20 protein-coding genes and 1 pseudogene are annotated in these 19,426 nt (G+C 71.5%); 11 read left to right on the forward strand and 10 right to left on the reverse strand.

Annotation, left to right across the window (positions count from 1 at the left end; genetic code table 11):
- Nucleotides 1-71: 71 nt before the first annotated feature.
- Nucleotides 72-749 (reverse strand): HSP18 transcriptional regulator, encoded by a 678-nt coding sequence (locus AC3EUJ_RS21615; RefSeq protein WP_431963766.1) that lies wholly within the window; start codon nt 747-749, stop codon nt 72-74.
- A gap of 122 nt (nt 750-871) precedes the next feature.
- Between AC3EUJ_RS21615 and AC3EUJ_RS21620 the strand changes: the two genes are divergently transcribed.
- From AC3EUJ_RS21620 to AC3EUJ_RS21630, 3 genes are all read left to right on the forward strand, one after another.
- A complete protein-coding gene (locus tag AC3EUJ_RS21620) occupies nt 872-1,306 on the forward strand; it encodes an Hsp20/alpha crystallin family protein (protein WP_431963768.1) in 435 nt (144 codons plus the stop codon).
- 102 nt (nt 1,307-1,408) lie between these two features.
- Complete coding sequence (locus AC3EUJ_RS21625) at nt 1,409-1,804, forward strand: DUF2267 domain-containing protein (RefSeq protein ID WP_431963770.1); 396 nt, start codon at nt 1,409-1,411, stop codon at nt 1,802-1,804.
- 64 nt (nt 1,805-1,868) lie between these two features.
- Nucleotides 1,869-2,279 carry a DUF2267 domain-containing protein gene (locus tag AC3EUJ_RS21630; protein WP_431963772.1) on the forward strand — a complete coding sequence of 137 codons (411 nt, stop codon included), beginning with the start codon at nt 1,869-1,871 and terminating at the stop codon, nt 2,277-2,279.
- Nucleotides 2,280-2,348: 69 nt separating this feature from the next.
- Here the strand turns inward: AC3EUJ_RS21630 and AC3EUJ_RS21635 are convergent, their stop codons facing one another.
- The 3 genes from AC3EUJ_RS21635 to AC3EUJ_RS21645 form a co-directional block, all read right to left on the reverse strand.
- The gene (locus AC3EUJ_RS21635; protein WP_431963774.1) at nt 2,349-2,570 is read right to left on the reverse strand and encodes a hypothetical protein; all 222 of its coding nucleotides are present in this window, start codon (nt 2,568-2,570) and stop codon (nt 2,349-2,351) included.
- Nucleotides 2,571-2,900: 330 nt separating this feature from the next.
- On the reverse strand, nt 2,901-3,140 hold the full coding sequence (locus tag AC3EUJ_RS21640) for a DUF6480 family protein (RefSeq protein ID WP_431963776.1): 240 nt from the start codon (nt 3,138-3,140) through the stop codon (nt 2,901-2,903).
- A gap of 86 nt (nt 3,141-3,226) precedes the next feature.
- Complete coding sequence (locus tag AC3EUJ_RS21645; protein ID WP_431963778.1) at nt 3,227-3,859, reverse strand: UdgX family uracil-DNA binding protein; 633 nt, start codon at nt 3,857-3,859, stop codon at nt 3,227-3,229.
- 64 nt (nt 3,860-3,923) lie between these two features.
- On the opposite strand from AC3EUJ_RS21645, the gene AC3EUJ_RS21650 reads away from it, so the two are divergent.
- Entirely contained in the window at nt 3,924-4,940 is a 1,017-nt protein-coding gene (locus AC3EUJ_RS21650) for an SDR family oxidoreductase (protein WP_431963780.1), read from the forward strand.
- Between the two features lie 18 nt (nt 4,941-4,958).
- Here the strand turns inward: AC3EUJ_RS21650 and AC3EUJ_RS21655 are convergent, their stop codons facing one another.
- The 3 genes from AC3EUJ_RS21655 to AC3EUJ_RS21665 all read right to left on the reverse strand — a co-directional run bounded on the left by AC3EUJ_RS21655 (nt 4,959) and on the right by AC3EUJ_RS21665 (nt 8,194).
- On the reverse strand, nt 4,959-5,114 hold the full coding sequence (locus AC3EUJ_RS21655) for a DUF6131 family protein (protein ID WP_431963782.1): 156 nt from the start codon (nt 5,112-5,114) through the stop codon (nt 4,959-4,961).
- Nucleotides 5,115-5,416: 302 nt separating this feature from the next.
- Nucleotides 5,417-6,253 (reverse strand): Rieske (2Fe-2S) protein, encoded by an 837-nt coding sequence (locus tag AC3EUJ_RS21660; protein WP_431963834.1) that lies wholly within the window; start codon nt 6,251-6,253, stop codon nt 5,417-5,419.
- A gap of 210 nt (nt 6,254-6,463) precedes the next feature.
- A complete protein-coding gene (locus tag AC3EUJ_RS21665) occupies nt 6,464-8,194 on the reverse strand; it encodes a SpoIIE family protein phosphatase (RefSeq protein ID WP_431963784.1) in 1,731 nt (576 codons plus the stop codon).
- A 205-nt stretch (nt 8,195-8,399) separates the two neighbouring features.
- Between AC3EUJ_RS21665 and AC3EUJ_RS21670 the strand changes: the two genes are divergently transcribed.
- Both AC3EUJ_RS21670 and AC3EUJ_RS21675 read left to right on the forward strand, forming a co-directional pair.
- Nucleotides 8,400-9,056, forward strand: a complete 657-nt coding sequence (locus tag AC3EUJ_RS21670) for a HemK2/MTQ2 family protein methyltransferase (RefSeq protein ID WP_431963786.1) — start codon at nt 8,400-8,402, stop codon at nt 9,054-9,056.
- Nucleotides 9,037-9,237 (forward strand): annotated as a pseudogene (locus tag AC3EUJ_RS21675) (CDGSH iron-sulfur domain-containing protein); the annotation flags it as partial. The gene AC3EUJ_RS21670 and the pseudogene AC3EUJ_RS21675, both read left to right, overlap by 20 nt.
- A gap of 417 nt (nt 9,238-9,654) precedes the next feature.
- Here AC3EUJ_RS21675 and AC3EUJ_RS21680 read toward each other — a convergent pair.
- Together AC3EUJ_RS21680 and AC3EUJ_RS21685 are read right to left on the reverse strand one after the other, a co-directional pair.
- Nucleotides 9,655-10,053, reverse strand: a complete 399-nt coding sequence (locus AC3EUJ_RS21680; RefSeq protein WP_431963788.1) for a hemerythrin domain-containing protein — start codon at nt 10,051-10,053, stop codon at nt 9,655-9,657.
- Between the two features lie 289 nt (nt 10,054-10,342).
- Nucleotides 10,343-10,834, reverse strand: a complete 492-nt coding sequence (locus AC3EUJ_RS21685) for a DUF6328 family protein (protein ID WP_431963790.1) — start codon at nt 10,832-10,834, stop codon at nt 10,343-10,345.
- Between the two features lie 168 nt (nt 10,835-11,002).
- On the opposite strand from AC3EUJ_RS21685, the gene AC3EUJ_RS21690 reads away from it, so the two are divergent.
- Complete coding sequence (locus AC3EUJ_RS21690; RefSeq protein ID WP_431963792.1) at nt 11,003-11,173, forward strand: LPFR motif small protein; 171 nt, start codon at nt 11,003-11,005, stop codon at nt 11,171-11,173.
- A 10-nt stretch (nt 11,174-11,183) separates the two neighbouring features.
- Nucleotides 11,184-11,789: a flavodoxin family protein gene (locus AC3EUJ_RS21695; RefSeq protein ID WP_431963793.1), complete on the forward strand. Its 606-nt coding sequence runs from the start codon at nt 11,184-11,186 to the stop codon at nt 11,787-11,789.
- A gap of 9 nt (nt 11,790-11,798) precedes the next feature.
- Here the strand turns inward: AC3EUJ_RS21695 and AC3EUJ_RS21700 are convergent, their stop codons facing one another.
- Entirely contained in the window at nt 11,799-12,989 is a 1,191-nt protein-coding gene (locus tag AC3EUJ_RS21700) for a zinc-dependent alcohol dehydrogenase (protein WP_431963795.1), read from the reverse strand.
- 190 nt (nt 12,990-13,179) lie between these two features.
- Here AC3EUJ_RS21700 and AC3EUJ_RS21705 point away from each other — a divergent pair, with 190 nt between their 5' ends.
- The 3 genes from AC3EUJ_RS21705 to AC3EUJ_RS21715 are packed head-to-tail and all read left to right on the forward strand — an operon-like array spanning nt 13,180 to nt 19,234.
- Nucleotides 13,180-16,278, forward strand: coding sequence for an FAD-binding and (Fe-S)-binding domain-containing protein (locus AC3EUJ_RS21705; protein ID WP_431963797.1), 3,099 nt, complete (start codon nt 13,180-13,182; stop codon nt 16,276-16,278).
- A gap of 26 nt (nt 16,279-16,304) precedes the next feature.
- Nucleotides 16,305-18,113 (forward strand): thiamine pyrophosphate-requiring protein, encoded by a 1,809-nt coding sequence (locus tag AC3EUJ_RS21710; protein WP_431963799.1) that lies wholly within the window; start codon nt 16,305-16,307, stop codon nt 18,111-18,113.
- Complete coding sequence (locus AC3EUJ_RS21715) at nt 18,110-19,234, forward strand: enolase C-terminal domain-like protein (RefSeq protein WP_431963801.1); 1,125 nt, start codon at nt 18,110-18,112, stop codon at nt 19,232-19,234. Before AC3EUJ_RS21710 ends, AC3EUJ_RS21715 begins: the two co-directional genes overlap by 4 nt.
- The last annotated feature ends 192 nt before the right edge of the window (nt 19,235-19,426 follow it).

Here is a 19,426-nt window from a genome sequence, read left to right on the forward strand (position 1 = left end):
TCCGAGCCGGCCGGCCCTGGCAGCGGGGCCGGTCTCGAACCGCAGGCCGGCCTGCGAGATACTTCCCGCGTTCAGCCGCCACGCCGCTGGTCGTCGCTTTTCCTCCGCAACTGCTCAGCGTGCCGAGTGAGAGCGTCGACGCGTGCGGCGACCTCCGGATGCCCCGGCCGCAGGTGCACCTGGGTGGCTGCGAGGGGGGCCATCAGGCGCGCCGCGTCGTTGTGGGCGAGGGCCTCGTCGACGGCTGCGACGGCGGAGCGGGCGCCGGGAGGAAGGTCGGTGAGTCCGGTGACGTGAGCGGCCAGCCGGCGCAGATCTCCGGCGTTGTCGCGCGCCCAGGCAGTGACGGTGCGGTCGGCGGCACGGCGGTCGCGGGTCGCTTTCACACGATCCTCACCCGTACTGCCCGCGGCTCCCGGCTGCAGCCGAAGGTAGCGGCGTTCGGCGGCCTGACGACTGGCGACCCCGAGCGGACCGGCCAGGTCGGCCCAGCTGGCCCCGGCGGCTCGGGCGGTTTCGATCAGTCCCCTCTCCCAGCCGGCGAGCTGCCCGCGCACCTCCCGCAGGAGGATCAGCGACGCCAGCGCCTGTTCCGCGTCGCCGGCGGAAGCAGGTGCCGGTCTCGCGTCCGCCGCACGGGCCTCGCGCAGGGCTCGGTCAATGGCGTCGAGAGCAGCTGCCGCGGCCAGGAGCGGTACAGGTCCGCGGCCGACGGCGTCCCTCGGCGCGGGGGGCTCGGTAACGTCCATGACCCTCCTTTCCGTCATCCATTTGACGACTCAAGATTTGTCATCGCTTGGACGACATGCTACAACGGAACCAGGTGAAGCGCATTGGCAGTCACTGCCCGAACGCTTGGAGGTGTTTCACGATGTTGATGCGCACCGACCCGTTCCGTGAGCTGGACCGTCTGACCCAGCAGCTGCTCGGCACGTCCGGCACCTGGTCCAGGCCCCAGGCGATGCCGATGGACGCCTACCGCGAGGGTGACCACTACGTGATCGCACTCGACCTGCCCGGCATCACGCCCGACGCGATCGACATCGACGTCGAACGCAACATGCTCACGGTCAAGGCCGAACGCCGCCCGGTCGCCAAGTCCGACGACGTGCAGCTGGAGCTGTCCGAACGGCCGCTCGGTGTCTTCTCCCGGCAGCTCATGCTGGCGGACACCCTGGACACCGAGAACATCGAGGCCGACTACGACGCAGGTGTCCTGACCCTGCGCATTCCGATCGCCGAGCGGGCCAAGCCCCGCAAGATCGCGATCACGTCCACCGGCGACCGCAAGCAGATCAGCGGCTGAGCCCTGAGCCGGGCGACCCGCCCGGCACGACCCGGCGGCGGAGGACGGATGCCGTTCCCCTCCCTCCTCGGTTCCGTCCTCCGCATCAGCCAAGGGGGAACCATGGCTATGCGACCTGATGCGTTCCTGACACGGGTCCAAGAACGCGGCGAATACGCCACACGGGATGAGGCGGACCGCGCGGCCCGCGTCGTGCTCGGACTGCTCGGCGCGCACGTGGTCGGCGAAGAACGGTCCGAGCTCGCCGCCCTTCTGCCCGAGACCTACGCACTCATCCTGCTGAACCCGCTCCAAGCCGCCGAGCCGCTGGACGCGGAACGGTTCGTGCGGGCCACCGCGGCCTGGATCGAGGGCGCCACCGAAGCGACGGCGCGCTGGGACGTCGGCGCGGTCCTCAGCGTGGCTGCCGAAGAGGCCGGTCCGGACCTGTTGCGAAGGCTCCTGCTGCAGTTGCCGCCCGGCTACGACCTGTTGTTCGGCCACCTCGCGTCGGCCTGACCGCGCGACCCGGAGCGGGACACGCCCTCCCGCCCCCTACTACATGGAAGGAAAGGCACTCCCGATGCACGCCACGGCGATGACGTTCGACGCGATGGTCGAGCACGTCCGCTACGAAGGTGCGTACCCGACCCGCGACCGGGCCGAGCAGGCCGTCCGTGAGGTGCTGGCAGGCCTGGGACGGCAGTTGACCGGCGACGAACGCGTTGCCCTCGCTGCCCTGCTGCCCGTCGAGGCCGCTCTCGAGTTCACCGCCCAGATCCCCCGCCCGGAACCGCTCACCGGTTTCGGCTTCGTCAGCGACCTGGCCGCGCGCACCGGCGTAACACCGGCCACCGCACGCTGGGACGCCGGGACCGTCTTCGCTGTACTCGCGCGCCTGGCCGGGGAGGACCTCGTCAGCCGGATCCTCGCACAGTTGCCCAGCGGCTACGGCCTGCTTTTCGGCCGCGTCGAACTGGCGCCGACAGGCTAGTGGTGGCTGGGTGCGGAACCGCGCGCGGGACAGGCGCGGATTTGCCCGGCCAGGCCGGCCTGGGGCATCTCAGAGGCCGGACATGACCCGGGCCGCGGCCTTGTCGCTCGCGTGCCCTTCGAGGGCAGCCCACTCAGCGACGTCGAAGGGCCAGTGCTTGTCCGTGTAAGCGATGACGACATGGCGGCCGTCCTGCCGGACGGTGTGCCGCCGGTCTCCAGGCGCCGCGCCGGCAGCGACGACGGCGGCAGCCGATGAGGTGCTGCGGCACTTCAGACGGGTCTTGGGCATGGGGGTCAGCGCTCCTGCTTCGCTGGTCGATTGTCAAACGCTGCCTCTTCGGAGCCTAGCCGGAGTACCGCGCGGCCTCCTCCCGGACCGCGCTTTCGCCGCGAAATCTCCGTGACGGCCATCTCTGTCACAGCTCGTCCGTATCCGCGCGAACGTATGCACACCACTCGTGACACTGACGATCCGCCGCCGATGCGCTGATGAACGACATCTTGCCGAAGTGCGTTCAGCCGCCGGTTTCGTCACCGGTTACCGGCTTGAGCCCGCCGGCGGAACCCTTTTCGGTCCGGAGGCACGCCTCCGGGGGCTCAGGCGGCGCGGGGGTCGCGGTTACGAGGACAGGGCTACGATCATGGCGATCACCCCGGCGAGGAAGATCGCCACGACGAGGAAGATCAGTACCAGCGGTGCGAATCCCCACGCCTTGCGGAGTTCCGGACGCTCGGGAAGCGATATCCCTTCGGTGGTGCTGCTTTCCGCCGGGGGCGTCTCGGTGGGCGGCACCTTGTGCCCGGCGTGCTCGGCGCCGCTTTGAGGGGCGGAACGATCGCCTGCATGCGGCGTACTCATGGCGCACCTTCCAGTCGAACGCGGTCAGTGCATCTCCTGTGCGACTTCCCGGAAACCGGGCCGGGAAACGGAGCCGCGAGCCGGGGTCAGCCGAGTGCGTCGGCCACGACGCGCAGGTCCGCGACGAGCCCGGCGTACATCTCCTCGCGGTTCTCGCCGGCCCGCAGCACGGCCGAGGGGTGGACGGTGGCGAGGACGTGCGCCCCGTCGAGGGGCACGCCCGGGGTGAGGAGCCTGCCGCGCTGCCGGGTGACCCGGAACTCCGGTCCCATCACTGCCTTGGCCGCGGTCGCGCCGAGCACGACCACGATCTGCGGCGCGATCCGTTCCAGCTCGGCCTCCAGCCACGGCTTGCAGGCCGCGACCTCGCGCAATGTGGGCTGTTTGTGGATCCGCCGCTTGCCGCGCTCCGGGACCGTGAACTTGAAGTGCTTGACGGCGTTGGTCACGTAGGCGTCGGCCGGATCGAGCCCGGCCTCCTCCATCGCCCTGTCCAGGACCTTTCCCGCCGGGCCGACGAAGGGACGGCCCTGCCGGTCCTCCTGGTCCCCCGGCTGCTCGCCCACCAGCACGACGCTCGCGGAGGGCTCTCCCCGGCCGAAGACGGTCTGCGTGGCGTCCGCGTACAGCGGGCATCCCCGGCAACCGGCTGCCGCGCTGCTCAGCGCCGCGAGATCCGCACCTTCGGGGACGTAGGGCGAGGCGTCGTATTCCGCCATGGCGAGCGCCTACCCCCGCGAGGTGATACGAAGCTCCCGCCCCGGGTAGCCGAGCCTCATGACGATGCGACGGCACACCAGGACGGTTGTGGTGACCGGGGCAAGCGGGGGTGTCGGCAGGGCGGCGGCCCGCGCCTTCGCCGCCCGCGGGGACCGGGTCGCCCTGCTGGCCCGTGGGCGCACAGGACTGGCCGCGGCAGCCGACGACGTGGTGCGAGCAGGCGGTGCGGCACTGACCGTGCCGGTCGACGTGTCCGACGCCGACGCGGTGGAGGCGGCCGCGGCCCACGTCGAGGAGGCGTTCGGCCCCATCGACGTATGGGTCAACAACGCGTTCACGGGGGTCTTCGCACCCTTCACCGAGATCTCCGCCGACGAGTTCCGGCGGGTCACGGAGGTCACCTATCTGGGCTACGTGCACGGTACGCGGGCCGCGCTGCGCCGGATGCTCCCACGCGACCGCGGTGCGATCGTGCAGGTGGGCTCCACGCTGGCCTACCGCGGTATCCCGCTGCAGTCGGCGTACTGCGGCGCCAAGCACGCCATCCAGGGATGGAACGAGTCGCTGCGCTGCGAACTGCTGCACTCGGGCTCGCGAGTTCGTACGACGATGGTGCAACTGCCGGCACTCGACACCCCGCAGTTCGACTGGGTGCTGAGCCGCCTGCCCCACCGCGCCCAGCCCGTGCCGCCGATCTACCAGCCCGAGGTGGCGGCCCGGGCGATCGTGCACGCCGCGGACCACCCCGGCCGGCGCGAGTACTGGGTAGGGGCGAGCAGCGCGGCCACGCTGCTGGCCAACGCGGTGGCGCCGGGCCTTCTGGACCGTTACCTGGCACGCACCGGCTTCCGTTCGCAGCAGACCGCGGAGGACGCCGACCCCGCGGCGCCGGTGAACCTGTGGTCACCGGCTGACGGGTCCGACGGGCACGACTTCGGCGCGCATGGACGCTTCGGGCCGCAGGCGCACTCCAGGAGCGCGCAGTCCTGGGCTTCGCGTCACCACGCGGCCGTGGGGGCCGCGGCGGTGGCCGCTGCCGCGACCGCCGTCGCGGCCGCGCGCGGCCTCCGCCGCGTTTGACCAAGGGCGGCGCGCCGCCTACCAGTAGTGCCGGCGTCCGCCGACTCCACGCCCCACGGCGCCCAGCACCCAGAGCACGAGGCCGATGACGACGAGAATGATCCCGATGGTCCACAGGATCGAGATCCCGGCGAGGAAGCCGATGATCAGCAGGATGATGCCGAGGATGACCATGATGTCCTCCGCTGGTCGGCCCGCGTGCGGGCAGCTTGAGCAGGCGCGCCTTTTCGGCGAGCCGTCCCGCGTAGACCTTGTGGCGCCGCGCGGGTACGTCGAGCGCGGCCATCAGGTCGAGAAGGCTGTCCCGGTCCTCCTCGATCTCGTCGGCCACGCGCCGCAGTTCGTCGCCGTGCGGCGAGGAACGGTGGTGGTCCGCCAGGTGACGCGCGATCAGCAGCCGGGTCGTGGCTCCGGCCGGATGGTCGGCTCGGTGGATCTCCAGAGCTTCCCGGCTCATGACGGTTCCTCCTGGTGGCTCAGGTCTCGGCGAGCCGCACCTCGACCTGCCCGTCGGGGGCTACACGGCAGTCGAAGCGGGGTTGCGGCGCGGTCGCCGGCCCCTGGACGTTCGCGCCGTCCGTCAGGCGGAACTGGCTGCCGTGCCAGGGGCATTCGAGGCAGCCCTCGAGGACCTTGCCCTCGTGCAGGGGGCCGTTCATGTGGTTGCAGCGATCGGCCAGGGCGTAGAACCGCCCGTCGTCCTCCCGGACCACGACCACCGCCGCCTCGTCGGCCATCCGCCGTACGGGCTCCCCGAACGGGAAGTCCTCCGGCACCCCGATGCGGTGCCATCCCGGCTCCACCAGCACGGGCACCGCCTCGGCGTGGTTCACGCCGGCGCCCTGCCGGTAGGCGAGGTGGCCGCCCAGCACCCCGCCCACCGTGGCCAGGGTCATGCCACCGAACCCCAGAGCGCGGCCGAGTATCGGGCGGCCCTTGATCCGGTACACGAGGGAGGCGGCGTACGCGGTGACGGCCGCGAGATTGGCGGTCGCGTGAACCAGGCCCACACGGGCCTGCCGGGGGCGCTGCTCCGCCCAGTCCACCCATCCGGCGAGCGCCGCGGGCCCGGCGGAGGCCAGGCCCACCGCCACCAGGCGCCGGGCGGCGCGGCTCTCCCCGGGGAGCAGGTCGAGTATCCCGGCGCAAGTCCAGGCCCCGATCGGCAGTTGGACCAGGACCGGGTGCACGGGGTGCCCGAGCCACAGGCCGCGCAGTGCGTCACGCCCCCGGCCCAGAGGCACCGCGCGCACGGCTTTGCGGACGAGCCCGGCGGGCCCGTCGAGCCACTCCTGTTCTTCCAGGACGTCCATGGCGGCGGGGAGAGCGCCGTTCGGCGAGTCCTGCTGTTCGCTCTTAAGCCTCATAAGTCTCATGTGGAGCGGCTTTCCTTCACGCTCCAGGGCAAACCCGGCATCCGGCAACGCGGGCGTGGCCCGGTGTGTGCGCCAGCGCGGGCATATGCCCGTGGCGTCGCCCTCAAGGTGCCCGCGGGGCCGTACGCGACGAGGAACCGCCCGCTGTCAGGAGGCGCGGTCGGGCGTGCGCAGAGCGAGGAAGGCCACGTCGTCGTCGTTGTCCTGGGGCCTGACCCGGTCGAGCAGCGCGTCGCTGAAGGAGTCCAGGTGGCGCCGGGCCAGGGAGGCGGCGTGTTTGCGGAGCCGGTCCAGTCCCTCGTCGATGGGGTGCCGGGTGGATTCGACCAGTCCGTCCGTGTAGAGGACGAGGGTGGATCGCGGTGGCAGGGTCACGACCGCGTCCTCGCGCGGTGTGGCCGTACCCGTGCCGAGCAGGATGCCGTGCCCCTCGGTGAGGAAGCGGCTCTGGCCGTCGTGGTGCACCAGGAGCGGCGGCGGGTGACCGGCGTTGGTCCAGCGAACTCGCCACATTCCGTCCTCCGCGCTGGTGAGCCGCGCGAGCAGCATGGTCGCCATCGGGACCTCGGCGATGTGCATGACGGCTTGATCCAGCTGGGTGACGACGGCGCTGGGGGACTCCGGGTGCGACCAGGCGAAGGCGCGCAGCATGTTGCGCAGCTGCGCCATGCCACCGGCGGCGTCGAGGTCGTGTCCCACGACGTCGCCTATGGCGAGTGCGGTCACTCCGTCGCTGAGCGGGAACGCGTCGTACCAGTCACCGCCGACCTGTGAGGCCTGGGGGGCGGCCACGTACCGGGCCGTCATCTGCACGCCGGGGATCGTGGGCATCTGGGGCAGCAGGTGGCGTTGCATCGTCTCGGAGACCTTGCGCTGACGCTGGTAGAGGCGTGCGTTGTCCAGGGCGAGACCCGTCCGCCGGGTCAGGTCCTCCAGCAGCGGGAGGTCACAGGCGGTGAAGGCGTCCGGGCGTGTGGCACGGCCCAGCGTGAGCGCTCCCAGCACGTCCCGCAGGCCGCGGACCGGGGCGATGGCCGCGGAGTGCATGCCGGTCTCCTCGAAGAGCCGGTGCTGTTCGACGGCGATGCCGGAATCCGGTGGGTCGAGGTACGTGGAGGCACTGACGATCGCGGACGCGACGCCGCGCAATGCGCGGGACAACGGCATGGGGGATTCCTGCACCAGCGGCGGCATCGGACCCTGCAGGTCAGTGCGTTCCACCAGGACGCCGCCCTTGTGCTCCACGACCAGGGCGCGGCGTACTTCGTTGTTCTCGTTGAGCAGGTCGACGATCGCCCAGTCCGCGAGGAGCGGCACGGTGAGGGCGGCCAGGCGGTGCAACGCCTCGTCCACGTCCAGGGTCGAGGTGAGCTGTGTGGTGGTCTCCGCGAGAAGGGCGAGACGGTCGAGCTCCGTCAGCGGCGTGGAGCGCTCCTCGCCCTCCTGCCGACGCTCGGGGGCCTGCTGCCGCTGGTAGAGCATGACCAGGGCACCCGGCCTCCCGGAGCCGAGGGCGTAGGGCGTCAGGAACCAGGACAGACCCAGCAGGCTGCCGTCCCCGCGCGCGAACCACCCCAGGTCGCTGTGTCTGGTGCTCCCGGCCATGAGGGCGTCACGCATCTGGCAACGCGAGCGCGGCAACGTGCGGCCATGGCTGTCGCGGTGCAGCAGGTCGTGGGCATCCTGACCGAGGAGATCCGCGGCGGACCACTGCAGAAGGATCCGGGCCGCGCCGTTGGCCGCGGCGATCAGGCCCTCGTCGTCGACCACGAAGGCGGGCGCCCTCACGCCCTCCAGCAGATCGTCGGGCACGGCTCCGGCCTGTGCTCGCGGTCCCGCGAGCAGGGGCTGTCCCGCCTCCGGTACGACGGCGTCCATGGTCCCCCCTCCTCACATGCCCATCGGGTCTCTTGGCCTACCCCCGCACCAGGATCCCATGCGGTGTGCCTCGCGCACCGGCCACGGAGGGTACGCGGGCTCCGCGCCACCCGTGACGTGATTTCGGACCACCACCTGGCGGCTCGGTCCACGTACTCCTTCCCCGATCCATGTTAGTTCTCCTCCTGTGGGGTAGCCGCGACCTATGTGGCTTTTGTGCCCACCGGGGGTGTACCGCCCCCAGCACGACACGCTCCTTCTCGCGGAGGCGCTGCAGCGGGAGCCCCTCGCCGGCGATGTCGCCGTGCTCGATCTGGGCACGGGGAGCGGGGCGCTCGCTCTGGCCGCCGCCGAGCGCGGGGCCGCTCAGGTGACCGCCGTCGACACCTCCCTCAATGCGGTGTGCACCGCATGGATCAACGCCCGTCTGCACGGCCTGCGCGTCAAGGTGCTGCGCGGCGACCTCACCGAACCGGTGACGGGCTCCCGATTCGGTCTGATCATGGCCAATCCACCGTACGTGCCGTCTCCAGGGTCCGGTCCTCCTGCCCGGGGCCGCGCCCTCGCGTGGGACGCCGGCTCCGACGGCCGTGCGCTGCTGGACCGCATCTGCTCGGACGCGCCCGCGCTGCTCACTCCGAGCGGCGTCCTGCTCCTGGTCCATTCGGGGCTCTGCGGGGTCGAGCGCACACTGGGCCGGCTGCGTCGCGCCGGCCTGCGGGCCGCCGTCGTCGAGCGCCGGTACATCCCGTTCGGGCCGGTGCTGCGCGACCGGTCGGCATGGCTGGAGGCACGGGGGCTGATCGCTCCCGGCGAGGAGAAGGAAGAACTGGTGGTGATCCGTGCCGAACGTGAACGATGAACCGTCGCCGACCCGCGTGACGATCACGCGGAACGGCCCGATCCTGATCGAGGGACCCGTCGAGGTCGTCCTGGACGACGGCCGTGTCGTGCGTTCCGACCGCTTCGTCGTGGCCGTCTGCGCGTGCCGTCGCAGCCGCAAGTACCCGTGGTGCGACACCAGTCATCGGCGGCACAGCCGGTCCTCGCCGCGCCGCACGGAAGAGATCCAGGACAGGGCGTCCTCCTCAGCCGCCGCCCTCGTCGAGCCGACCGCGCAAGTGAACGATCACCCGTGCCAGTAGACGGGACACATACATCCGGCCGGACCCGGCGCGGCGGTTACTGTACCTGCGTCATCACCTGCGGGTCTGCCATGACTCACCGGCACGTCGTCGCAGGCCGGACCCGGCACTGAGTGGGGTCTGCGGCTCTGACTCCCCCTGAAACCGCCCCTGGAGTCATGAAGCCTGATGGAGAGTGGCGGGAGTGGGCGTCTTCCGCTTCCGCCAGGAACGCTCCCCGCCGCTGGGCGGCCGAAGGCGCGCCGCCGGCCCGGCGCCGGGCCCGGGTTCACGGCGGCCCCGAGGGGCGGGCCGCACGTTGAAGGGCGGCGCCGGTCAGTGCCGGTACCCGCCCTCGGCGGCGGTCTCCTCGCTGATTTTCTCCATCTGCTCGAACATCTGCTGGGCCTGGGCGGCGGTGAGCTTCTGGTCGAGCAGCGGGAGGTAGACCTCGTCCTCCTTGGCGAAGTGCAGACTCACGATGCCGTTGAGCGAGTAGAGGACCCTGCGCAGTTGCCGCTCCTGGGCGGGCGAGGGTGTGCCCTGTCGCAGGTTCTCGTCCAGCTCGCCGAGCTTGTCGGTCAGCGTTTCGACTTCGATGTGGTCGCGGCGCATCGTGTCGGTCGCACGGGTGCTCCCGTTCCCGCCGATCAGGCTGTCCACCTTCTTGTAGAGCACCTTGTCCTCGGCGACGGCATGGGGGATGAGTTGCCGGGACAGGAAGGTGTAGGACATCCCGGGCCGGCCCTCAACGGCGGTTGCCGGCCACGTCTCCCGTATTCGGCGGACGCAGTGTGAGCAGTCCGCGGGCGCACAGTTCCTGTACGACACGGAACAGCACGTCGCCCTCGCCCACGCCATGCCCCCACGGGTCTTCCGGAGCGGGCAGGGCTTCCACGGTTGACACGTCCCGTGGTCGCGGGACGACGGGCGTCCGTTCACGGAGATCCTCAGCGCACTACCGCGATATCGGCAACGGAGCCTGCGACTTGATGGGACATCCGGGTGACGTGGCCGCATTCGATCAGTTCTCCGTGAAGCGGTACCTGGCCCACAGGGGCAGCACGAACCAGCACAGCATGCACCAGGCGAGGATCGCCGCCACCAGGTAGGGCACGTACGCGTCATGGGTGGCCACCCGGAGGACCAGGAGCAGCGCGGAGGACATGGTGAGCAGCAACAGGACGAGCCCCGCGAAGGTGAGGCGGGCGGCCCAGAGGACGGTCTCCGGTTTGATCCGCCGACCGGAGACGATGCGGTGGAAGGAGACCGGTCCGACCAGCGCTCCGGTGGCGGAGGCGCCCAGCACGACGGTGAGGATGTAAATGATCTTGTCGGTCGCCTCGAGCTGTGGGTAGCGCGGGGTGAAGACCACGGTCAGCAGGAAACCGAAGAGGATCTGAACACCCGTCTGGGCGACCCGGACCTCCTGGATGAGTTCTCCCCACTGGCGGTCGGCGCGCTCCTCCCGGGTCTCGTCGCGGCCCTTCCGGCGGCCGGCGCCGTCAGCAGGCATGTCGCCCTCCCGTCGATCGATGGTCCGGTCTTGTCCGTGTACCCGCGACGGGGCGCGCGCCTCGCCGCCGACCCCTGCGCATCCGCACAACGTCCTACACCGTTTCCGCCGGGCCACCGCGGGAAGCCGTACCGCCGGCACCGTACGTCCGGACTTCTGGAGGATCACATGTCCGCTGCCGTGGCGGACGTACCGCGCGGCGCCGGGAGCGCCGTCGCGACCGTGGTGACGTTCCCGTTTCGTGCGGCCCCCCGTCCGCTGGGCGGCGCGGGCGACCCGGCACTGACCGGGAGAGTGAGTCCGGCGCTCCTCCGGGATGCGCCGCCGTGCGCGAGGTAGGTAGAGCCGCATGAAAGCCCTTGTCATCAACTGCACCTTGAAACGGTCTCCGCAGCCGTCCAACACCTATGCGCTGGCGAAGGTGGTGGCGGACCAGCTCGCTGCCTACGGCGTGGACATCGACTGTGTCCGCGCCGTGGATCTGGACATCAAGCCGGGCGTCACCAGCGACGAAGGCGAGGGGGACGCCTGGCCCGAGATCCACACGAAGCTGCTGTCCTCGCAGATCCTCGTCGTGGCCTCCCCGACGTGGTTGGGCAGGCCCTCTTCGATCGCCCAGCGCGTGCTGGAGCGGATGGACGCCATGCTCTCCGAGACGGACGACCACGATCGCCCCGTGGCCTACAACCGGGTGGCCGGGGTGGTGGTGACCGGCAACGAGGACGGCGCCCACCATGTGATCAGCGAGATCTCCGGGGCGCTCGCCGGCATCGGCTTCACCATCCCGGGCCAGGCCTGGACCTACTGGCACCTCGGCCCGGGCGCCGGGCCCGACTACCTCGACGACGAACGCGGCCACGACTGGTCCCACAAGACGGGACGCGCCATGGCCGCGAACCTGTACGGGGTCGCCCAGGCCCTGGCGGCCACGCCCCTCGGCGCGCCGCCGGGCTGACCGCGGGCGTCACGGGATCATGAGGACCTTGATGGCGCCGTCCGCCTTCTTCTGGAACATGTCGTAGGCCTGCGGGGCCTGCTCCAGGGGGACGTGGTGCGTGGCGAATCCGTCCACGCCCAGGGGGTCCTCGTCGGTCAGCAGCGGGAGGATCTCGTCGGTCCAGCGCCGGACGTTCGCCTGGCCCATGCGCAGCTGGATCTGCTTGTCGAACATCGTGAGCATCGGCAGCGGGTCGGTCATACCGCCGTAGACGCCGGTGATCGAGATCGTGCCGCCACGACGGACCAGTTCGATGGCCAGGTACAGGGCCCCGAGCCGGTCGACACCGGCGGTCTGCATCAGCTTGGCGGCCCAGGCGCGGGGCAGCAGGCCCACCGACTGCTGTGCCAGCTTGCCCAGGGTGCTGCCGTGCGCCTCGGTGCCCACGGCGTCGATCACCGCGTCCGGGCCGCGGCCGTCGGTGGCGTCCCGGACGGCCTTCACGAGCTCGTCCTGGCCCTCGTACTCCTCGAGGCTGAAGACATGGGCGCCGTCGTGGCGCGCCCGGGTCAGTCGCTCCGGTACGTAGTCGATGCCGATGATCTTGCCCGCGCCAAGGCGGCGGGCGACGCGGCAGCACATGTCGCCGATCGGCCCCAGGCCCAGGACGGCCACGCTCCCGTCCTTGGGAACCTCGGCGTACTTCACCGCCTGCCAGGCCGTGGGCAGGACGTCGGAGAGGTAGACGAACCGGTCGTCTGACGGTCCGTCCGGGACCTTGATCGGCCCGAACTGGGCCTGCGGCACCCGCAGGTACTCCGCCTGGCCACCGGGGACGCGCCCGTAGAGCTTGGTGTAGCCGAAGAGCTCCGCCCCGCACCCGTACTCGGTGACCTGGGTCGTCTCGCACTGCGTCGGCAGTCCCTCGCGGCACATGTAGCAGGTGCCGCAGGAGATCTGGAACGGCACCACGACGCGATCACCCGGAGAGAGGTTGTCCACCTCGGCGCCGGTCTCCTCGACGATGCCCATGGGTTCGTGCCCCAGGATGTCGCCGGGCGTCATCAACGGGGCCAGGACCTCGTACAGGTGCAGGTCCGAGCCGCACAGGCCGGTGGACGTGATCCGCACCACCGCGTCGGTCGGCTCCTCGATCCGTGGGTCGGGCACGGTGTCGACCCGTACGTCGTGCTTGCCGTGCCACACGGTGGCCCGCATGATCGATCACTTCCTCGCGGTCGTCTTTCGCGGCAGGACCATCGGCTACCCGCGACCACGCCGGTGAACCGCCCGGCGCGCGGTCATCCGGCCGATCCCTGCCCGCGGGGCGTTAGAGACCGGACGGTCCGGGAACGCGTGACTGGGGCGCCGAAGCGGTTCACCGACGAGCAGAGGGCGGACGACGCAGATGGCTCGCGACGCAGACATCAGCAAGGGCCTGGTGACCGGGCCTGACCGGGCCGAGCTGGATCCGACCGGCCTGGAGCGCGCGCTGCGCGACCGGGTCGACGGTGAGGTGCGCTTCGACGCGGGCAGCCGGGGCGCGTACGCCACCGACGGGTCGAACTACCGCCAGGTGCCGATCGGCGTGGTCGTCCCCCGGAGCCTGGACGCGGGGGCCGCGGCGGTGGAGGTGTGCTCCCGGTTCGGGGCGCCGGTGCTCTCCCGCGGCGGCGGTACGAGCCTGGGCGGCCAGTGCACGAACACCGCGGTGGTGATCGACTGGACCAAGTACTGCCACCGCCTGCTCTCGGTCGACGCGGAGAACGGGACGTGCGTGGTGGAGCCCGGCATCGTGCTGGACGAGCTGAACCGGCAGCTGTCCGGGTACGGGCTGATGTTCGGGCCGAAACCCTCGACCCACAGCCACTGCTCGCTGGGCGGCATGATCGGCAACAACTCCTGCGGCGCGTCCGCTCAGGCGTACGGCAAGACCGTGGACAACGTGCGCAGGCTGGAGATCCTCACCTATGACGGGCTGCGCTGCTGGGTGGGTCCCACCTCCCGGCAGGAGTACGACGCCGTCGTGGCCGCCGGAGACCGCAGGGCGCAGCTGTACCGCGGCCTGCGCGAGCTGACCGACCGGTATCTCGGCGACATCCGCAAGGGCTTCCCCGAACTGCCGCGCCGGGTCTCCGGCTACAACCTCGACTCCCTCCTGCCGGAGAACGGCTTCGACCTGGCCCGGGCCCTCGTCGGCAGCGAAGGAACCCTGGTCACGGTGCTGCGCGCCGAGCTGGATCTGGTACCGGTGCCCGCCGCCGAGGCCATGGTGGTGCTCGGCTACCCGGGCATCTGCGCCGCGGCCGACGACGTACCGCGGCTGCTGGAACACTGCGAGCCGACGCAACTGGAAGCGCTGGACGGGCGCATGGCGCAGCTGATGCGCGAGGAGCACGCCTACCTGGAGTCCCTGGAGCAGTTTCCGCAGGGCGACGCCTGGCTCCTGCTGCAGTTCAGCGGTGACAGCAAGGACGACGTGGACCAGCAGTCGCGCGCCTTGCTGCGGGCGATCGGACGTGACGAGGACGGCCGCGACGTGGCCTTCTCCGACAACCCGGACCGCGAGCAGGAGATGCTCAAGGCCCGTGAGGCCGGGCTGGGGGTCACCGCCCGGCCCCCGGACGGGCGCGAGACGTGGGAGGGCTGGGAGGATTCCGCGGTGCCGCCGGAACGGCTCGGGGACTACCTGCGGGACCTGAAGAAGCTGTTCGCGGACTTCGGTTACGCCCAGTCGTCGTTGTACGGGCACTTCGGGCAGGGGTGTGTGCACACGCGGATCCCGTTCGAGCTGACCACGGCCCAGGGCGTGCGCGACTTCCGCGCCTTCCTGGAGCGCGCCGCCGATCTGGTGGTCGCTCACGGCGGCTCGCTGTCCGGCGAACACGGCGACGGCCAGGCCCGCGGCGAATTGCTGCCGAGGATGTTCGGCGACCGCCTGGTGGCGGCGTTCGGCGAGTTCAAGGCGCTGTTCGATCCCGGTGACCGGATGAACCCCGGCAAGGTCGTCGCCCCGCACCGGGTCGACGAGAACCTGCGGCTCGGCCCGCACTGGCGCCCCGACGCCCACGAGACGTTCTTCGGCTACCCCGAGGACGAGCACTCCTTCACCCGCGCGGTGATGCGCTGCGTGGGCATCGGCAACTGCCGCACCCACAGGGGCGGGGTGATGTGTCCCTCGTACCGGGCGACCGGCGAGGAGGAGCACTCCACGCGCGGCAGGGCCCGGCTGCTGTTCGAGATGCTGAACGGGCACGCCGCCGACTCGGCGGTGAGCGACGGCTGGCGCTCCACGGAGGTCCGTGACGCGCTCGACCTGTGCCTGGCCTGCAAGGGCTGCAAGTCGGACTGTCCCGTCGGGGTCGACATGGCCACCTACAAGGCGGAGTTCCTGGCGCATCACTACCGGGGCAGGCTCCGGCCGGCCGCCCACTACTCGATGGGCTGGCTGCCGCTGTGGGCCCGGCTGGCGCGGCTGTCGCCGCGGCTGGTCAACGCCGCGCTGACCGCACCCGGCCTGGCCCGGGCGGGCAAGATGCTCGCCGGAGTGGCGGCCGAGCGTGACGCGCCGCCCTTCCCGCGGGAGTCGTTCGCCGAATGGTGGGCGGCCCGTGGCACGGGGCAGCCGGAGCCGGGCGGCGACCGCACCGTCCTGCTGTGGCCCGACACTTTCAGCGCCCAGTTCCACCCCGGTGTGGCGAAGGCCGCCGTACGGGTCCTGGAAGACGCCGGGTTCCAGGTCGCCGTTCCGGCACAGGCCGTGTGCTGCGGGCTGACCTGGATCTCCACCGGGCAGCCGGCCACGGCGCGCCGCGTGTTGCGCCGCACGCTCGATGTGCTGCGGCCGTGGCTGGAGGCGGGCACGCCGATCGTAGGGCTGGAGCCGTCGTGCGCGGCGGTGTTCCGCGCCGACGCTCCGGAGCTGATGCCCGGGGACCAGGACGTGCGGCGACTGGCCGGACAGTTCCGTACGTTCGCCGAGCTGCTGGTCAACGACGCTCCCGAGGGGTGGCGGCCCCCACGGCTGGACCGCGGCGCCGTGGTGCAGACGCACTGCCACCAGCACGCGGTGCTCGCCGACGACGCGGACCGCGAGCTGATGCGCCGGGCCGGTCTTGATCCCCGGGTGCTGGACGAGGGCTGCTGCGGGCTGGCGGGCAACTTCGGGTTCGAGCGCGGCCACTACGAGGTGTCGATGGCCGTGGGCGAGCAGGGTGTGCTGCCTGCCGTACGCCGTGCCTCCACCGAGGACCTGGTCCTCGCCGACGGGTTCAGCTGCCGTACCCAGATCGAGCAGGGCGGAACGGGCCGGCGGGCCGTGCACCTGGCGGAGGCGCTGGCGTCCGCACTGGACGGAACGGTGCCCGGCGAGCGGCCCGAGCGGCTCGCGGAGCGCCCGGCCGGCTCGCCACGGGACGGCCGGCTCCTGGCCGCCGTATGCGCCGTGGCGCCGGTCGCGCTCGCGGCCGGGGCCGCCGTCGCCGCGCGTCGCCACCGACAACGTTGAAGCCGAAACAGGAAGGTGAGTCCCCCGTGTCCATCAAGGTGTCCGACTTCGTTCTGCAGCGGCTGCGGGAATGGGACGTCGACCATGTCTTCGCCTATCCAGGTGACGGCATCAACGGTCTGCTCGCCGCCTGGGGCAGGGCGGACGACGACCCGCGCTTCGTCCAGGCCCGCCACGAGGAGATGGCCGCCTTCCAAGCGGTGGGCTACGCCAAGTTCTCCGGCAGGGTCGGCGTCTGCGCGGCGACCTCGGGCCCCGGCGCCATCCACCTGCTCAACGGCCTGTACGACGCGAAGCTCGACCACGTACCGGTGGTCGCGATCGTCGGGCAGACCAACCGCAGCGCGATGGGCGGCTCGTACCAGCAGGAAGTGGATCTGCTGAGTCTGTTCAAGGACGTCGCCTCGGAGTACGTGGAGATGGTGACCGTCCCCGAGCAGCTGCCCAACGTCATCGACCGCGCGATGCGGGTGGCGGCCGCGAAACGAACGGTCACCGCCGTGATCATCCCGGCCGACGTCCAGGAGCTCGACTACTCCCCTCCGCAGCACGCCTTCAAGATGGTGCCCTCCAGCCTGGGCATGCCCTCCTTCGCCCCCGTCCCGGGCGACGCCGAGCTGGACCGCGCGGCCGAGGTGCTCAACGCCGGCGAGAAGGTGGCGGTGCTGATCGGCCAAGGGGCGCGCTCGGCGCGGCCGGAGGTGGAGCAGCTCGCGGACACGCTCGGGGCCGGCGTGGCCAAGGCGCTGCTCGGCAAGGACGCGCTCTCCGACGAACTGCCCTACGTCACCGGGGCGATCGGGCTGCTGGGCACGCGGCCCAGTTACGAGATGATGCAGGACTGCGACACCCTGCTGGTCATCGGCTCCAGCTTCCCGTACACCCAGTTCATGCCGGAGTTCGGCCAGGCACGCGCGGTGCAGATCGACATCGACCCGTTCATGGTGGGCCTGCGCTACCCGTTCGAGGTCAACCTGGTCGGCGACGCCAAGGCGACCCTGACGCGGCTGCTGCCGAGGCTGAAGCGCAAGAAGCACGGCGGCTGGCGCAAGAAGATCGAGAAGGACACGGCCCGCTGGTGGGAGGTCATGGAACGCCGCGCCGGCGTCGAAGCGGACCCGATCAACCCCGAGTACGTCGTGCACGCCTTGGACGCACTCCTGCCCGAGGACGTCATCCTGGCCGCCGACTCCGGTTCCGCGGCCAACTGGTACGCCAGGCACCTGCGGATGCGCGGCGGCATGCGCGGCTCCCTGTCCGGCACGCTCGCCACCATGGGACCCGGTGTGCCGTACGTGATCGGCGCGAAGTTCGCGCACCCGGAGCGGCCGGCGATCGCCCTGGTCGGTGACGGCGCGATGCAGATGAACGGGATGGCCGAACTCATCACCGCCGCCAAGTACTACCGGGACTGGTCCGATCCGCGGATGGTCGTCGCCGTCCTCAACAACGGCGACCTCAACCAGGTGACCTGGGAGATGCGCGCCATGTCCGGCGCACCGCAGTTCCTGCCCTCGCAGGCCCTGCCGGACGTCGCCTACGCGGACGTCGCCCGCTCCATCGGACTCGACGGCCTGCGCGTGGAGAAGCCCGGCGAGGTCGAGGACGCCTGGCAGCGGGCGCTGGCCGCGGACCGGCCCTTCGTCCTGGACTTCCGCACCGACCCGGCGGTCCCGCCGATCCCGCCGCACGCCACACTCGACCAGATCGAGGCCGCGGCGGCGTCCGTCCTCAAGGGGGACTCCGACCGGGCCGCCATGGTCCGGCAGGGCCTCAAGGCGAAGGTGCAGGAGATGCTGCCGGGCAGGGGACGCCACGGGCACGGCGAGCAGTGACTCCTCCCGCTGCGGCCGACGCGCCGGTGGTGGAGGCCGTGGAGGCCGCGGCGTACACGGTGCCCACCGACGCGCCCGAGGGTGACGGCACCCTGACCTGGGACTCCACCACGCTCGTGCTGGTGCGGGCGCGCTCCGGCGGCACCACCGGGATCGGCTGGACGTACGGGGCGCCCGCCACCGCCCAGGTCGTGACCGCACAGCTCGCACCGGTCGTGACCGGTACGAGCGCCTGGGACGTGCCCGCGGCGAACGGGGCGATGTGCCGGGCGGTCCGCAACGCCGGACTGCCCGGCCTGGTGGCGGGGGCCGTCTCGGCCGTCGACATCGCCCTGTGGGACCTGAAGGCCCGGCTCCTTGGCCTGCCCCTCGTGCGGCTCTTCGGCCGGGCGAGAGGCGACGTCCCCATCTACGGGAGCGGCGGGTTCACCACGTACGACGACGCCCGGCAAGATCGGCAGCTGCGCGGCTGGGTCGAGGAGCAGGGCATCCCCCGCGTCAAGATCAAGATCGGGCAGTCCTGGGGGTCGGACGACGACCGTGACCGCGATCGCGTGGTGTGGGCGCGGCGCAGCATCGGCGAGGCGGCGGCGCTGTACGTCGACGCCAACGGTGCCTACGGCGTGAAGCAGGCCGTCGGGTTGGCGCGTTTTCTGCACGATCTGGGGGTGACGTGGTTCGAGGAGCCCGTCTCCTCCGACCACCTCGCGGGCCTCGCGCAGGTGCGGTCCCGGATCGTGCCGGAGGTGGCCGCGGGCGAGTACGGCTACACCTTGCCGTACTTCGGCCACATGCTGCGGGCGGGGGCCGTGGACTGCCTGCAGGCCGACGCGACCCGTTGCGGCGGCCTGACCGCCTGGCTGCGCGTGTCGGCCCTGGCGCACGCCTTCGGCGTCGATCTTTCCGGGCACTGCGCCCCGCACGTCCACGCGCACGCGGCCGCGGCGGCGCCGAACCTGCGGCACCTGGAGTGGTTCCACGACCACGTGCGGATCGAGCAGATGCTCTTCGACGGCACCCTGGACCCCGGCGGCGGCACCATCGCCCCCGGCGCCGACGGGGTGCCGGGCCTGGGACTGAAGTTCCGCGACAAGCGGGCGGAGCCGTACCGGGTGGCCTGAGCACAACGATCCGCCGCGGATCGCGTCCTGGGCAACGGTCGTCGAGGAGAGGAGCGGTTGCCGGGCAGGCGGGCAGGCGGGCAGGCGGGCAGGCGGGCAGGCGGAAGGAAGGTGGTGTCGGGCAGCGCCCACCCGCGGCGGTAACGCCTGCCCAGCCCGATGGTTTCGATGGCGGCCGGCCTCCGGCGCACC

It is taken from the genome of Actinacidiphila sp. bgisy160 (genome assembly GCF_057707815.1).

Coding starts and splice junctions, on each gene's coding strand:
- AC3EUJ_RS21615 (WP_431963766.1), bottom strand. CDS start 749: ATGGACGTTACCGAGCCCCCCGCGCCGAGGGACGCCGTCGGCCGCGGA.
- AC3EUJ_RS21620 (WP_431963768.1), top strand. CDS start 872: ATGTTGATGCGCACCGACCCGTTCCGTGAGCTGGACCGTCTGACCCAG.
- AC3EUJ_RS21625 (WP_431963770.1), top strand. CDS start 1,409: ATGGCTATGCGACCTGATGCGTTCCTGACACGGGTCCAAGAACGCGGC.
- AC3EUJ_RS21630 (WP_431963772.1), top strand. CDS start 1,869: ATGCACGCCACGGCGATGACGTTCGACGCGATGGTCGAGCACGTCCGC.
- AC3EUJ_RS21635 (WP_431963774.1), bottom strand. CDS start 2,570: ATGCCCAAGACCCGTCTGAAGTGCCGCAGCACCTCATCGGCTGCCGCC.
- AC3EUJ_RS21640 (WP_431963776.1), bottom strand. CDS start 3,140: ATGAGTACGCCGCATGCAGGCGATCGTTCCGCCCCTCAAAGCGGCGCC.
- AC3EUJ_RS21645 (WP_431963778.1), bottom strand. CDS start 3,859: ATGGCGGAATACGACGCCTCGCCCTACGTCCCCGAAGGTGCGGATCTC.
- AC3EUJ_RS21650 (WP_431963780.1), top strand. CDS start 3,924: ATGCGACGGCACACCAGGACGGTTGTGGTGACCGGGGCAAGCGGGGGT.
- AC3EUJ_RS21655 (WP_431963782.1), bottom strand. CDS start 5,114: ATGGTCATCCTCGGCATCATCCTGCTGATCATCGGCTTCCTCGCCGGG.
- AC3EUJ_RS21660 (WP_431963834.1), bottom strand. CDS start 6,253: ATGGACGTCCTGGAAGAACAGGAGTGGCTCGACGGGCCCGCCGGGCTC.
- AC3EUJ_RS21665 (WP_431963784.1), bottom strand. CDS start 8,194: ATGGACGCCGTCGTACCGGAGGCGGGACAGCCCCTGCTCGCGGGACCG.
- AC3EUJ_RS21670 (WP_431963786.1), top strand. CDS start 8,400: ATGTGGCTTTTGTGCCCACCGGGGGTGTACCGCCCCCAGCACGACACG.
- AC3EUJ_RS21680 (WP_431963788.1), bottom strand. CDS start 10,053: ATGTCCTACACCTTCCTGTCCCGGCAACTCATCCCCCATGCCGTCGCC.
- AC3EUJ_RS21685 (WP_431963790.1), bottom strand. CDS start 10,834: ATGCCTGCTGACGGCGCCGGCCGCCGGAAGGGCCGCGACGAGACCCGG.
- AC3EUJ_RS21690 (WP_431963792.1), top strand. CDS start 11,003: ATGTCCGCTGCCGTGGCGGACGTACCGCGCGGCGCCGGGAGCGCCGTC.
- AC3EUJ_RS21695 (WP_431963793.1), top strand. CDS start 11,184: ATGAAAGCCCTTGTCATCAACTGCACCTTGAAACGGTCTCCGCAGCCG.
- AC3EUJ_RS21700 (WP_431963795.1), bottom strand. CDS start 12,989: ATGCGGGCCACCGTGTGGCACGGCAAGCACGACGTACGGGTCGACACC.
- AC3EUJ_RS21705 (WP_431963797.1), top strand. CDS start 13,180: ATGGCTCGCGACGCAGACATCAGCAAGGGCCTGGTGACCGGGCCTGAC.